Origin of the sequence: Rhodococcus sp. IEGM 1409, from assembly GCF_030056735.1 — a bacterium.
Classification (GTDB): Bacteria; Actinomycetota; Actinomycetes; order Mycobacteriales; family Mycobacteriaceae; genus Rhodococcus_F.
In genome coordinates, this window is record NZ_JASHKN010000001.1 from 81,217 (window position 1) to 94,613 (window position 13,397).

Genomic DNA, 13,397 nt, shown 5'->3' on the forward strand with positions numbered 1-13,397 from the left:
CGACAACTCCTCAGCGATCGTGGTCAGTGGCAGTGGCAGTGGCGATCTCGAACGGAATCTCGACTCGCGCGAGGGTTCCGGACTCTTCACCCGGTCCGACCGAGAACGAGCCACCCGCGGCAACCACCCGCAGTTCGTGCGAGAGCAGTCCGATGTGACCGGCGGCCCGTCGTTCGGCAATCCGATCGGCGCTGATCCCCCGGCCGTCGTCCAAGACCACGAGCACCGCACGGTGATCCAGTCGTGCGAGCTCGATCCGAACATTCTGCGCGCCGGCATGTTTGACGACGTTGCCCAGAAGCTCCCGTGCGGCGCCGAACAGCACGTCGTCCGCGGATGTGCGCAGATCGCCGTTCCAGCCCGACGCGTCGACTTCGACCACCACTCCGCCGCGTCCCTGCGCCGAGCGCGCGAGGTCCCCGAGTGCACCTGCAAGACCCACGTGAACGAGGACAGTGGGATGCAGCTCCGAGACGGAGGATCTCAGCAGTGTGGTCGCTTCACCGAGCGCTTTCCCGGCTCGCGCCAAGGCGACAGGCTCCGCACTGTCCGCCAATTCGTCGAGATCCAGCCGCGCCGCGAGAACGTACTGAAGCGCCCCGTCGTGTAATTGCTCGGACAGTTCCGTGCGCTCACGCTGCTCGAGCCCGATGAGCTCAGCAAGAAGGCTCGTGCGATGCCCGACGAGTTGTCCGATGGTCAGCACGCGTGATCGTTGAATCCGAGTCAATCCGACGGCGCCGGCGCCCACCCCGACCAATGCCATGGTGCTCAGCAGGATCGACGGCCACGGCTCGGAGTTCGAGGTCATCGTTGCCCAACTGGAGGCAAAGAACACACCGATCGTGCAGGCCACGACGCCGACACACACGTCGGTCCGCAGTTGTGTGCACGCCAGGACGGGAATGACGAAGAGCCCGTTGCTCAGGATGTCGGCGGTCCAACTCTGTTCGGCGGCGAGACCGGTCAGCAGGGTAAGAGTTGCGAGCACAGCGAGGTCGACGAACAACCCGAGCCAGATCATCGTCACCGGGCCGGTGCCGCCCCTGCGGATCCACAAAGCCACCGCTGCCGACCAGAGGGCATACGCGCCCAGGATGGCAAAACACCATCCCGCGTCGTTCATGGGCGGGACGAATATCAATGTCAGGGCGATGAACAGCACCAGAGCGCCGCGCACCGTCAACTGGAGGTAAGCACCACGGTATGCGTGTTCGCGCAGTATCCGTTCGAGGTCCGGGCCGCCGGGCAGGTGTTCGGTTCGTACCGAGGATCCGTTCATGTGTCCTCCTGTGCCACCCATCCCAGTTCCCTGTGAATGAGCTTCGCACACGAGATTTCACAATCAACCCGCAATACCGTGAAAGGCACCGGTTCATCCCCCACGCAGTTTTTACAGGAGAGACCATGATTGTCACAGGAGAGACCATGATTCGGACCCGAGCAGGTAAGCGTCGCATTGCCACTCGTTTTGCCGTCGCCGGCGCCCTGGCTGCTGCACCGATCACCGTGGTGGCCGGGACAGCACAAGCTGCCCCGACCACCACCCATCACGAACAGTTCGGCCGACTGATCCCCCTGCCCGAGCCGACCGACGCCGCACCCGGCCCGGAACAGGTACCGCTCCCCTGGGGCACGACCTATTCGGTCACCTTGCCCGGGTAGAGGTTCACAGCAGCAGATTGGCTCCCGTGCCGCCGTCGAATACCGCGATCTTGGCGGGATCGAACCACAGATCGATCGACCTGCCCTGCGCCACCGTGGACTCGGACGACAGCCTGGCAACCAGTTGACCGCCACCAGCGACGGCCGTTCCCGAATCTGCGGCGAGTTCCTCGAGTTCGCGGGAATTGACGGCAGGGCCACCGGCGAGGAAATACGCGTACTTGTCCGAACCCATCGACTCCAACACGTCGACGTCGACGGTGAACGTCCCGCCGTGCGGCTTCTGCGCAGCATCGACCAGCGCGACATCCTCGAAATGCTCCGGCCTGATACCGACCACCACGTCCTTACCTGAACCGCTGCCCGAAATCTTCGATTGCGCCGCCGCGGGTAGGCGAACGTCGCCGATCGGCGTGCTCACACCCTCGGCCGTCAACTGTCCGGGGAAGAAGTTCATGGACGGGGATCCGATGAACCCCGCCACGAACAGGTTGTTCGGACGATCGTAGAGTTCCTGCGGCGCACCGATCTGTTGAACAATTCCGCCGCGAAGCACGACTACCCGATCGCCGAGTGTCATCGCCTCGGTCTGGTCGTGGGTCACGTAAATTGTTGTCGTACCGAGTCGCTGCTGCAGACGGGCGATCTCCGTCCTCATCTGCACGCGCAGCTTGGCGTCCAGGTTCGACAGCGGCTCGTCCATGAGAAAGGCCTTGGGGCTGCGCACGATCGCGCGTCCCATCGCGACACGCTGACGCTGACCACCCGACAGGTTCGCCGGTTTGCGATCGAGATGCTGGGTGAGGTCGAGGACCCGCGCCGCGTCGTCGACCTTGGCGTTGATCTCGTCCTTGGACATCTTCGCCAATGTCAATGGGAACGCGATGTTCTGGCGCACCGTCATGTGCGGATACAGCGCATACGACTGGAACACCATCGCGATGTCGCGATCCTTGGGGGCGCGTTCGTTGACACGCTCACCCGCAATCCTCAGCTCACCGGTCGAAATGTCTTCCAGCCCGGCAATCATGTTGAGAGTCGTGGATTTTCCACAACCGGACGGGCCCACGAGAATGATGAATTCTCCGTCGGCGATGGTGATGTCGACATCACTGACCGCCTTGGCTCCGTCCGGGTAAAGCTTGGTCACCTTGTCCAGCACGATCTCGGCCACAGGCTTATCCCTTCACTGCGCCGGAAGTAAGCCCGGCCACGATACGACGTTGGAAGAACAGAACAAAGATGATGATCGGAATGGTGATGACCATTGCGGCCGCGGCGATGGACCCGGTGGGCTCCTCGAATTGTGAAGCGCCGGTGAAGTTCGCGATGGCCGCGGGGGCGGTGATGGAGCGTTCGGTCGACGTCAGCGAAATCGCGAACAACAGGTCGTTCCAGCAGAAGATGAACACCAGAATGCCCGCGGTGACGATGCCGGGCGCGGCAAGCGGCGCTACCACCTTCCGGAACGCCTGACCCGGCGTCGCGCCGTCCATCTGCGCCGCCTTCTCGAGCTCCCATGGGATCTCCTTGAAGAACGCCGAGAGTGTGTAGATCGCCAACGGCAACGCAAAGGTGATGTACGGCAGGATGAGTCCGGCCCAGGTGTCGAAAAGTCCGAGCCGTCGTTCGATGTCGAACAGCGGGCTCACCAATGAAATCTGCGGGAACATCGCGATCAGCAGAGCAACACCCACCAGCAGCTTCTTGCCCGGAAAATCCAGGCGGGCAATGGCGTACGCAGCCATGGTTCCGATCACCACGGCGATGACCGTCGAGATCAGTCCGATTCCGATGGAGTTGATCAGTGCACTCGTGAAGGCACTGGTGTCGAAGATTCCTCGGTAATTGTCCAGGGTCCACTTCTCCGGAATGAACTTGCCGTCCTTGATGGTTCCGGCGGGTTTGAAGGACAGGCTGGCGATCCACAGAACAGGAACCAACGCGTACAGCAAGACCAGAAGGTTGACGACGGACCAGCTGATCTTGAGTCTGGGAGTCACGGTCATGTCAGCGTCCTTCCGTATCGGATCCGGGAGCCGAGGCACCGAAAAGTTTGATGAAGACGAACGCGATCAGGGCCACACACACGAAGATCAGCACACTGATCGCCGATCCGATGCCCAGGTTGAACGCTTTGAACAGATTGTCGTAACCCAGAATCGACACCGAACCGGTGTCGTTCGCTCCCTTCGTCAGCACGTAGATGTTGTCGAAGATGCGGAACGCGTCGAGCGTGCGGAACAGCAGCGCGACGAGGATGGCGGGCTTCATCAGCGGAAGGATGATGCGTACCAAGCGAGTCCACGCACCGGCGCCGTCGACTTGAGCCGCTTTGAGGAGGTCGTCCGGAACCAACGCCAAACCGGCGAGCAGGAGCAGCGCCATGAACGGCGTCGTCTTCCACACCTCGGCAAGAACGATGATCGCGAGCGACGGGATCTGGTCGGTGAGCGGCGCACTGCCGTCGGGCAGGAGGTTGGCCAGGTAGCCGGTTCCCGGCGTCCACGCGTAGTACCAGCTGTACGCCGCAGCGACGGTGACGATGCCGTACGGGATGAGCACCACAGTGCGGACGAGGCCTTTACCCACGATCGTCCGGTGCATCACCAGCGCGATGGTCAGGCCTAGGACGAACTCGATGATGACCGAGATAACGGTGATCGACGTCGTCACGGCAAACGCCTGCCACCAGTAGCCGTCGGTAAGCACCGATACGTAATTGTCGAACCACACGAACTTTCGTTGATCCGGGAAGCGAAGGTCGTACCTCTGCAAACTCAGCCACACGGCGTAGACCACCGGATACGCGGTCACTGCGATCATGAGTATCGCAGCGGGCGCCACCAGCCACAGGCCGAGTCGACGCTCGGCCGCCTTTCCGTCCGACATCTTCGACGTCCTGGAGCGCTTCGGCTCCGGCAAGCGGTCGGCGACTGCCGTTGCAGCTCCGGAGTTTTCGCTGTCGATCGTCACGGAATCAGCCCCTCCGAATTGACTGCCTTGCGTACCTGCTCGGCCAGATCGTTCACGGTCGATTCCGGATCGATGTTTCCCACAGGGTTGAGCGTGGCAGTGATGAGTGTCGAAATACTCTGATAGGCAGGAGAAACCGGCCGGACCGACGCGGTGTCCAGGCTGTCGCGAACCTCACGCCATGCCGGGTACGCCTCCTGGAATGCCGGGTCGTCGTACAGTCTCTCGAGCGTCGGCGGGACACCACCGGCGACGGCGTTGTTGCGCTGATTCTCCTCGTTACGCAGGCAGGTGAGCGCTTCGAAAGCGAGATCCGGATGCTGACTGGTCTTGGCCACCGCGACGTTGAAGCCGCCGATCGTGACCTCCGCCGGTTTGCCCTCGATCACCGAAGGATATGGAGCCGCAAGGAAATTCCGTTCACCGTTCACCGTCAGCACCGTGTTGCCGGTGTTCTGGCTGGTGACGTTGCCCTTGTCGTCGATGTACGGAAGATCGCCCTTCTCGGCGTTCTCCATGATGCCGGGAAGCACGAACGGCCAATTGACTTGGAAGGCGGACTTACCGCTCTCCATGCCCAGACGCGACGACGCTTCGTCCCCCTGCGAAATCGAGGGATCCGCGCCCTTCGCAGTAGCGACGCGCTTCATGACGGTCAGGGCCTGCTCCGCGCCATCACCGTCCGCGACCGTCACTGTGGTTCCGTCCGGCCCCACCACTGATCCGCCCGCACTGGCGAGAAGGGTGTTGAACCAGACCATCAATCCTTCGTACTGCTTGCCCTGCACGCCGATCCAGCTGGGTCGTCCCTCCGCAGCCAGACCTTCGGAGATGTCGATCATCTGATCCCAGGTTTGGGGCGGTTGGCCGTCCGGCATCAAATCCTTTCGATACCAGAGTAATTGGGTGTTGGTGTTCAGCGGCGCCGCGTAGAGCTGGTCCTGCCACTTCGCCGACTCCAGCGGACCCTCGAGGGTCCCGTCGCTCACCTCGGCCGCCACGTCAGCAGGTAGTGGCAATGCCCAACCGGCTTCGGCGAATTCGGCGGTCCACACCACGTCGAGCGTCATCAGATCGAGTGACTTGTCGTTGCCGGTCAGACGCCGGGCCAACTGAAGTCGCTGGTCGTCAGCACCCTTGGGCAGAGTTTTCTGCTCGACCCGATATGCGCCGTTCGAGGCCGCCGAACAATTGGCAGCGGCCTCCGCATACTGCTCGGCGCCGTCGGCGGCGGTGTAGAAGGACAGCACCACCCCGTCGTCGTTGTCTGATCCACACGCACTGAGCAAGGGCGCCAACAACAATGTTGCCGCGCCGAGCAGCCCCACTCTGTATTTCTTCTTCTGCCCCGCCCGCAATCTCTTGTTCTGCACAGCCGTCCTCCTCGGGCGGCGAGACGGCACAGTCGTTACGGCTGGCCGACGCACCACACATCGGCACTTTTGCCGGAAAAGGGACCTATTTCCTTGTCCGGCAAACGGTCACGGGAAAGTGAGTGTTACCTCGCCCGCATGTACATAAAGTAACCGAGATCACACAAGTTGGCAGCCCGAGCAAGAATTTCAGATGGCGAGCTTGGCAAGAAGGTCGCGTGCCGACTCCGCCGTCTTGGGCTCACACAGTACGTCGTAGCGTCCGGCGACCAACTGCATCGTCGAGGCGAAGTCCCGCTGCCCACGCGTCGCGGCGTACGGGATGGTCGTCGAGATGACGCCGAAGATGATGCCGCCCACGATGCCCGCGATAAGCGGGGCGAGGAAACCACCGGTGACGATTCCGAGCACCAGGCCGAAGAAGACACCGAGCCAGGCACCGGAGACGATGCCGCCACCGATCACCTTGGCCCACGTCAACCGACCGAGGACACGCTCGACCTGCATCAGGTTCACGCCGACGATCGTGACGTCCTGAACCGGAAATTCTTGATCGGAGAGGTAATCGACTGCGCGCTGCGCTTCGGCGTAGGTGGGGTACGACCCGATGGGCCATCCCGACGGCGGTGTCGGCAACGCTCCACGGCGCGACCCATTCGACGATTGACCGAGCGGATTGGACATGGCTGGCTGCGCTCCTCTTTTCGGGCACGTCATCCACGCGGATGACGCAAGTACATCTACCCCTATTGTGCCCTTTACAGACCTGAATCGTTCGGCCACACGAGCGTCAGGCGTGTTCGGGTGGCGTGAATTCCGACGTGCGCGTCATCCCCGCGGCGCGTCCCTTGGCCGAAATCACCAGTGCCATCTTGCGACTCGCCTCGTCGATCATCTCGTCGCCGAGCATGACCGCGCCCCGCCCTCCCCCGGCGGCAGAGGTGTGGAATGCGTACGCGTCCAGGATGAGTTCCGCACGGTCGTAATCGGATTGGCGCGGACTGAACACCTCGTTGGCCGCCTCGATCTGTGTGGGATGCAGTACCCATTTACCGTCGAAGCCGAGCGCTGCCGTTCGCGCCGCCGAACGAGTGAAGGCCTCGACGTCGCGGATCTGCAGGTACGGCCCGTCGATCGCCTGGACTCCGTGTGCCCGTGCGGCCATCAAGATGGTCATCAGAATGTGGTGATAAGCATCACCACGGTCGTAGCCGTCCGGTTGCTCGCCGACGACCAGAGTTCGCATGTTCAGGCTCGCCATGAAATCGGCCGGACCGAACACGAGCGCCTCGACACGGGGGCTCGCGGTGGCGATCGCGTCGATGTTGGTCAGTCCGATCGCGTTCTCGATCTGCGGTTCGATTCCGATTCTGCCGACCTCGAGACCATTGGCTTTCTCCACCTGCGTCAACAACAAATCGAGTGCCTGCACGTGACTCGCGTCGGGAACCTTGGGCAGCAGAATGGCGTCGAGATGCGCTCCGGCGCGGCCCACCACCTCCACGACGTCGGCATACGTCCATTCGGTGGTCCAGTCGTTGACCCGGACGACCTTGACCTGTTTGCCCCACCCGTCCTCGGCCAACGCGTCGCCGATCGACTCGCGAGCAGCCTGCTTCGCCAGCGGCGCCACTGCGTCTTCGAGGTCGAGGAAGATCTCGTCGGCGGGCAATCCCTTAGCCTTGTCGATCATCTTCCGACTGCTGCCGGGAACTGCCAATACCGATCGACGGGACCGGTTGCGTGAAGTCATTTGCGGACTGCCCTTCTCGATTTTCGGCGGCGCCGTTGCAGATTTTGACGCTGGACGAATTAGCCTTGCAATCATGGCAGCAGCAGGCAAGGTATTTGCAGCCAGGCTTGCCGGCCTGGTTGTACTCGGCCCGGACGGCGAATCGATCGGTCGTGTGCGCGACGTCGTCATCACGGTCCGCATCGGACGCCAGCAACCGCGAGTTCTCGGTCTGGTGATCGAAATGTTCACGCGCAAACGCATTTTCGTCCCGATGCTGCGAGTGACGGCTATCGAGCCGAGTGCGGTCACCCTGACCACGGGCAACGTCAGTCTGCGGCGCTTCAACCAGCGTCCGGGCGAAGTACTCGCTCTGGCACAGGTACTCGATTCGCATGTGCGCGTGGATGACCCGGAACTCGAGGAGCTTCACGGCGCCGACACGATAGTCGTCGACCTCGGGATCGAATCGACTCGAACCCGGGACTGGGTCGTCTCCAAGGTCGCGGTTCGCGGCCATCGCGGACGCCTCGGTCGACGCGCGGCGATTCACGTCGTCGACTGGCAGCACGTCGCCGGCCTCACCCAGAGCGACCTCTCGCTCCCCGGCCAGGGCGTCGCTCACCTTCTTCTGCAGTACGAAGGGATGCGACCCGCCGACGTGGCCAACGCCATGCGCGAACTGCCGGAGAAGCGCCGCCACGAACTGGCCGTGGCACTCGACGACGAACGCCTCGCCGACGTCGTCCAGGAACTGCCTGCGGACGATCAGACCGATCTGCTGATGCACCTGGAAGTCGAACGTGCCGCCGATCTGCTCGAGGCAATGGATCCCGACGACGCCGCCGACTTGCTGGGCGAGCTGCCCGAGACCGAGGCCGAATCACTGCTGCAGTTGATGGACCCGCAGGATTCCGAACCTGTTCGACGGCTGCTCGAACACTCCCCGGACACCGCCGGCGGTCTGATGACACCTGAACCGGTGGTATTGACGGCCTCGACGACCGTCGCCGAGGCTCTTGCCCGCGCCCGCAACTACGACGTGACCCCGGCTCTGTCGAGCATGGTCTTCGTCGTGCGTCCGCCGACCGCCACTCCGACCGGGCGCTACCTCGGCTGCGTCCACTTGCAGAAACTTCTGCGCGAGCCTCCCGCCAGCCTGGTGGGCGGACTTCTCGACACCGACATGCCCCGGTTGGCCCCGGACGACTCGCTGGCGTCGGTCACCCGATATTTCGCGACCTACAACTTGGTGTGCGGGCCGGTCGTGGACGACGAGAACCACCTGATCGGGGCCGTGACGGTCGACGACGTACTCGATCACCTCCTGCCGGAAGACTGGCGTGAGGATTACTCCGACGACGAGGAACTACTCCGATGAGCGAACGGGCGTCGAGCACGACCGCACGGCAACGACTGGAAACGCCTCGCGGAAGCCGCCGGTTCAATCTCGATTTCGACGTCGAAGCTGTCGGACGCGTCAGTGAACGCATCGCGCGCTTCCTCGGCACCGGGCGTTATCTCGCAATCCAGACGATCATCGTGATCGTCTGGATCCTGATCAACGTGTTCGCGGTGGCTCTGCAGTGGGACCCGTACCCGTTCATCCTGCTGAACCTGGCCTTCTCCACCCAGGCCGCCTACGCGGCGCCGCTGATTCTCCTGGCACAGAACCGTCAGGAGAATCGCGACCGGGTCTCGCTCGAGGAGGATCGCTCACGCGCCGAGCAAACCAAGGCGGATACCGAATTCCTCGCCCGTGAACTCGCAGCTCTGCGCATCGCCGTCGGCGAGGTTGCCACCCGCGACTACCTGCGACGGGAGCTCGAAGAGATCAAGTCGATCCTCGCTGCCGACGGCGAACCGACCCCGAAGAAGAAGCACCGTGACTCGAATACTGCGAAACAAAGTCACAACTAGCTGAGCGTTCGCTGAGTTTTGCTGCACGCACCGTGACCGATATGTAACGTAAGTCACAGCAATACGGATATCACGGTGGGTACTCCGGAGCGGGAGCGCCAGCAAAGGGGAATCGTGCGAGTACGCGGAATGATTGCAGCATCCACACTGGTGGGGGGACTGCTCGTCGTCACAGGTCCAGCGGCCCTCACTGCCGGAAGCGCACCGTCCAGCGGGTCACAGGTCCCCATCGCCCTCGCAGGCTCCGCCTCCGTTGCGCAGCCGGACTCTGTCGACTTCCTCCCGACGCCCCGCACGGTCCGAACGCAACGGTCGGCCCCGCCCAGCGATACGGTCGCCGGCGCCCCGGCAGCGCCGAACGCTGCGGCGGTCGTCCTCACTTCTCTGGGCATCCCCGAGATCGTTCTGAACGCGTACCGCTCCGCGGAGCTGGTGATGATGACCGAGGCGCCGGGCTGCGGAATCCCCTGGCATCTCCTGGCCGGCATCGGCCGCATCGAATCCGGTCACGCAAACGGCGGTAAGACGACGTCGGTGGGTACAACGGTCACCCCGATCCTCGGCCCCGTCCTCGACGGACGGCTGGCCGGCAATGAGGTCATTCGAGATACCGACAAGGGCGCGACCGACGGCGACCCCACTCACGACCGCGCCGTCGGGCCGATGCAGTTCATTCCGGCTACCTGGGCCGGATATGCCAGCGACGGTAACGGGGACGGAATCAAGGATCCCAACAACGTCTTCGACGCGGCACTCTCGGCAGCCAAGTACCTCTGCAGCGGCGGACTCAACCTCCGCGATGTCACCCAGGAGACCAAAGCTGTTCTGCGGTACAACAACTCGGCCGCGTACGCAGCAAACGTGATCATGTGGTCGACGGCCTACAAGAACGGCGTCATTCCTTCCGGTCAGCTGCCGTACACCTCGGGCATCAACACCGGTAGCTCGGCGATCAACGCCGCCACCTCGGCAGACTCCGCCGCTTCGGCCGTACTCGCCGCGGCTGCGGCTACCGATCCGGCGGCCGGCGACAAGGAATCAGCGTCGACGACGGCAACCCCGACCACCACGCCCCTCTTCCCGGGTCTGCCGGACATGCCTGCGCTCTCACCCGAGATCCAGGCACTGATCCCGCCGGGAGTAATGCCGACCAGCCCGACTCCGGGACCCAACGCGGCTCCCGGTCCGGTCATCCCGCTCCCCGTCCTCACCTCACGGGGTCTCGTGTGGCCGATTCTGACGGCCGAGGGATGGCGCTGGCCCGACGACATGTGCGTGATCCTTCCGGACCCCGCAGCCCTCGACGCCTTGCAGGACGGCATCCTTCTACCGTGCACGGTCCCCGGTATGCAGGTGGCCGGGGCGGCACCCTCCCCCGCCGACGCAGCCCCCGCGGAGTCCTCGCCGCCCGCCGCCCCCTCGCCTGAGCCCGCCCCGGCGCCGGCGCCCGCGCCAGAGCCCGCCCCGGCCCCTGCGCCGGCATTCGTGCCGTTCTTCCCGGGCCTGCCCAGCATGCCCGCTCTGTAACCAAAAAATCACGAAAGAACAGTGCAAATGTCCCAAACTGCCCTCCTAGATCACGGTTGAATAACGGAAACGCAACAAATCAGGTAGCCTCGACTCCGTCAGTTGAACGGAAAACCTCCTCGCGGAGGTTCAGGAGGCATACACAGTGGGTCGGCACAGCAAGAAGACAGATTCGCATATCCGTCGAAATTCGGTCATCGCGCTCACCGGACTCATCCCTATCGGACTCGTCACCGCAGCCAACACGGCCGGCGCCGCTCCCAAGGTTCCGTTCTTCAACGCCAGCTCCGCCGAGACGGTCGACGCTGCGCAGGCCACGCAGGAACCGCAGGCGCAGATTCTGCCCGCTGTCGAAGCTATCGCCGAGCCGGCTCCCGCCGCAGCGCCGGAGCCCGCGCCGTTGGCTCCCGTGCAAGAAACTCCCCCGCTCCCCGCCTCCATGGCCGAGGGCGCACTCGGAATCCCGAGCGTGAGCGTCGCCGCCTACCAGAACGCCGAGCGGATCCTCGCCGTCGAAAAGCCCAACTGCAACATGCACTGGACGCTCCTCGCCGGTATCGGTCGCGTCGAATCCGGTCACGCCAACGACGGCAAGGACGCCGACGCAAACGGCAACCTCTACAAGCCCGTGATCGGCCTGCCGCTCAACGGCAGCCTGCCGGGCCAGGCCGTCATCATGGACACCGACGGCGGCGCCCTCGACGGCGACACCGTCTACGACCGTGCAGTCGGCCCGATGCAGTTCATCCCGTCCACCTGGAACCAGTACGCCGGCGACGGCAACGGTGACGGAATCGCCGACCCGCAGAACCTCTTCGACTCCGCCCTGACCACTGGCAAGTACCTGTGCGACGGCGGACTGAACATGCAGGACGTCACCCAGGTCGCGTCCGCGATCCACCGCTACAACAACTCCGCGGCCTACGTCGCCAACGTTCTGGCCTGGTCGCTCGGGTACTCGACCGGCATCGTCCCCGCCGCATCGGACCTGCCGCGCATCCACTGACCTACCTGGACTTACCATGGAGTCATGTCTGTACTGACCGAGTCCGACGTTCGCTCCGCGCTCGCGCGAGTTCTGGACCCAGAGATCCGCAAACCCATCACCGAACTGGGGATGGTCAAGGGGATCACCCTCTCCAGTGACAACAGCGTCGACATCGGCATCTACCTCACGACCGCCGGTTGCCCGATGCGCACCGAGATCACCGAACGCGTCACCAAGGCCGTCGCCGACGTCGCCGGTGTCGGCGCGATCCGCGTCGAACTCGACGTCATGGACGACGCTCAGCGAACCGAGCTCCGCAAGTCGCTTCGCGGCGATTCCGCCGAGCCGGTCATCCCCTTCGCCCAGCCGGGTTCACTCACCCGCGTCTACGCCGTGGCTTCCGGCAAGGGTGGCGTCGGAAAGTCCAGTGTGACAGTCAATCTCGCGGCGGCCATGGCCGCGCGCGGACTGTCCGTCGGGGTACTCGACGCGGATATCTACGGTCACTCGATCCCCCGCATGCTCGGCACCGACGCCAAGCCGACTCAGGTCGAGCGCATGATCATGCCGCCCGTCGCCCACGACGTGAAGATGATTTCCATCGCGCAATTCACCCAGGGCAACACTCCCGTCGTCTGGCGCGGACCGATGCTTCACCGCGCGCTCCAGCAATTCCTCGCCGACGTGTTCTGGGGCGACCTGGACGTGCTGCTTCTCGATCTGCCGCCCGGCACCGGTGACATCGCCATCTCGGTGGCTCAGCTCATCCCGAGCGCCGAGATCCTGGTCGTCACCACACCGCAGCAGGCTGCCGCCGAGGTCGCCGAACGCGCGGGCGCCATCGCCCTGCAGACCCGTCAGCGTGTGGCCGGCGTCGTCGAGAACATGTCGTGGCTCGAACTTCCCGACGGCACCCGCATGGACGTCTTCGGTGAAGGCGGCGGGCAGACCGTCTCCGATCGCCTCACGAAGGCCGTCGGCGCCAAGGTTCCGCTTCTCGGACAGATCCCGCTGGATCCGTCCGTCCGCGAGGCAGGCGACGCCGGGACACCGATCGTCCTCAGTGCCCCCGACTCACCCGCCGCCATCGCCCTCAAGGACATCGCCGACAAGTTGGCCGTCCGTCAGCGCGGACTGGCCGGAATGTCGCTCGGTATCAACACGGTTCGCAACCTCTAAAACCCGGCTATACGAAAGGGGCGCCCGTCACCGATCG

At 63.9% G+C, this 13,397-nt stretch carries 13 protein-coding genes; 6 read left to right on the plus strand and 7 right to left on the minus strand.

Going from position 1 to position 13,397, the window contains the following annotated elements; all coding sequences use genetic code 11:
* Positions 1-10: 10 nt before the first annotated feature.
* The gene (locus tag QM716_RS00340; RefSeq protein WP_283301446.1) at positions 11-1,282 is read right to left on the minus strand and encodes a sensor histidine kinase; all 1,272 of its coding nucleotides are present in this window, start codon (positions 1,280-1,282) and stop codon (positions 11-13) included.
* Between the two features lie 125 nt (positions 1,283-1,407).
* Here QM716_RS00340 and QM716_RS00345 point away from each other — a divergent pair, with 125 nt between their 5' ends.
* Positions 1,408-1,665 (plus strand): hypothetical protein, encoded by a 258-nt coding sequence (locus tag QM716_RS00345; protein ID WP_283301448.1) that lies wholly within the window; start codon positions 1,408-1,410, stop codon positions 1,663-1,665.
* A gap of 4 nt (positions 1,666-1,669) precedes the next feature.
* Here QM716_RS00345 and QM716_RS00350 read toward each other — a convergent pair whose 3' ends face one another.
* The 6 genes from QM716_RS00350 to QM716_RS00375 form a co-directional block, all read right to left on the minus strand.
* On the minus strand, positions 1,670-2,839 hold the full coding sequence (locus tag QM716_RS00350; protein ID WP_283301450.1) for an ABC transporter ATP-binding protein: 1,170 nt from the start codon (positions 2,837-2,839) through the stop codon (positions 1,670-1,672).
* Between the two features lie 4 nt (positions 2,840-2,843).
* Positions 2,844-3,674: a carbohydrate ABC transporter permease gene (locus tag QM716_RS00355; protein WP_019749348.1), complete on the minus strand. Its 831-nt coding sequence runs from the start codon at positions 3,672-3,674 to the stop codon at positions 2,844-2,846.
* 1 nt (position 3,675) lies between these two features.
* On the minus strand, positions 3,676-4,557 hold the full coding sequence (locus QM716_RS00360; RefSeq protein ID WP_230817475.1) for a carbohydrate ABC transporter permease: 882 nt from the start codon (positions 4,555-4,557) through the stop codon (positions 3,676-3,678).
* Between the two features lie 80 nt (positions 4,558-4,637).
* A complete protein-coding gene (locus QM716_RS00365) occupies positions 4,638-6,014 on the minus strand; it encodes an ABC transporter substrate-binding protein (RefSeq protein ID WP_283301452.1) in 1,377 nt (458 codons plus the stop codon).
* A 189-nt stretch (positions 6,015-6,203) separates the two neighbouring features.
* Positions 6,204-6,698 carry a general stress protein gene (locus QM716_RS00370; protein WP_003945065.1) on the minus strand — a complete coding sequence of 165 codons (495 nt, stop codon included), beginning with the start codon at positions 6,696-6,698 and terminating at the stop codon, positions 6,204-6,206.
* Positions 6,699-6,804: 106 nt separating this feature from the next.
* On the minus strand, positions 6,805-7,767 hold the full coding sequence (locus tag QM716_RS00375) for an HpcH/HpaI aldolase/citrate lyase family protein (RefSeq protein WP_003945087.1): 963 nt from the start codon (positions 7,765-7,767) through the stop codon (positions 6,805-6,807).
* Between the two features lie 73 nt (positions 7,768-7,840).
* Between QM716_RS00375 and QM716_RS00380 the strand changes: the two genes are divergently transcribed.
* The 5 genes from QM716_RS00380 (at position 7,841) to QM716_RS00400 (ending at position 13,360) form a co-directional block, all read left to right on the plus strand.
* Positions 7,841-9,127, plus strand: a complete 1,287-nt coding sequence (locus QM716_RS00380; protein ID WP_230817403.1) for a magnesium transporter MgtE N-terminal domain-containing protein — start codon at positions 7,841-7,843, stop codon at positions 9,125-9,127.
* On the plus strand, positions 9,124-9,666 hold the full coding sequence (locus QM716_RS00385) for a DUF1003 domain-containing protein (protein WP_003945067.1): 543 nt from the start codon (positions 9,124-9,126) through the stop codon (positions 9,664-9,666). Before QM716_RS00380 ends, QM716_RS00385 begins: the two co-directional genes overlap by 4 nt.
* A gap of 75 nt (positions 9,667-9,741) precedes the next feature.
* Positions 9,742-11,193 carry a lytic transglycosylase domain-containing protein gene (locus QM716_RS00390; protein ID WP_283301458.1) on the plus strand — a complete coding sequence of 484 codons (1,452 nt, stop codon included), beginning with the start codon at positions 9,742-9,744 and terminating at the stop codon, positions 11,191-11,193.
* A gap of 145 nt (positions 11,194-11,338) precedes the next feature.
* Positions 11,339-12,199: a lytic transglycosylase domain-containing protein gene (locus QM716_RS00395; RefSeq protein WP_283301461.1), complete on the plus strand. Its 861-nt coding sequence runs from the start codon at positions 11,339-11,341 to the stop codon at positions 12,197-12,199.
* A 24-nt stretch (positions 12,200-12,223) separates the two neighbouring features.
* The gene (locus QM716_RS00400; protein WP_095972904.1) at positions 12,224-13,360 is read left to right on the plus strand and encodes an Mrp/NBP35 family ATP-binding protein; all 1,137 of its coding nucleotides are present in this window, start codon (positions 12,224-12,226) and stop codon (positions 13,358-13,360) included.
* Positions 13,361-13,397 lie beyond the last annotated feature (37 nt).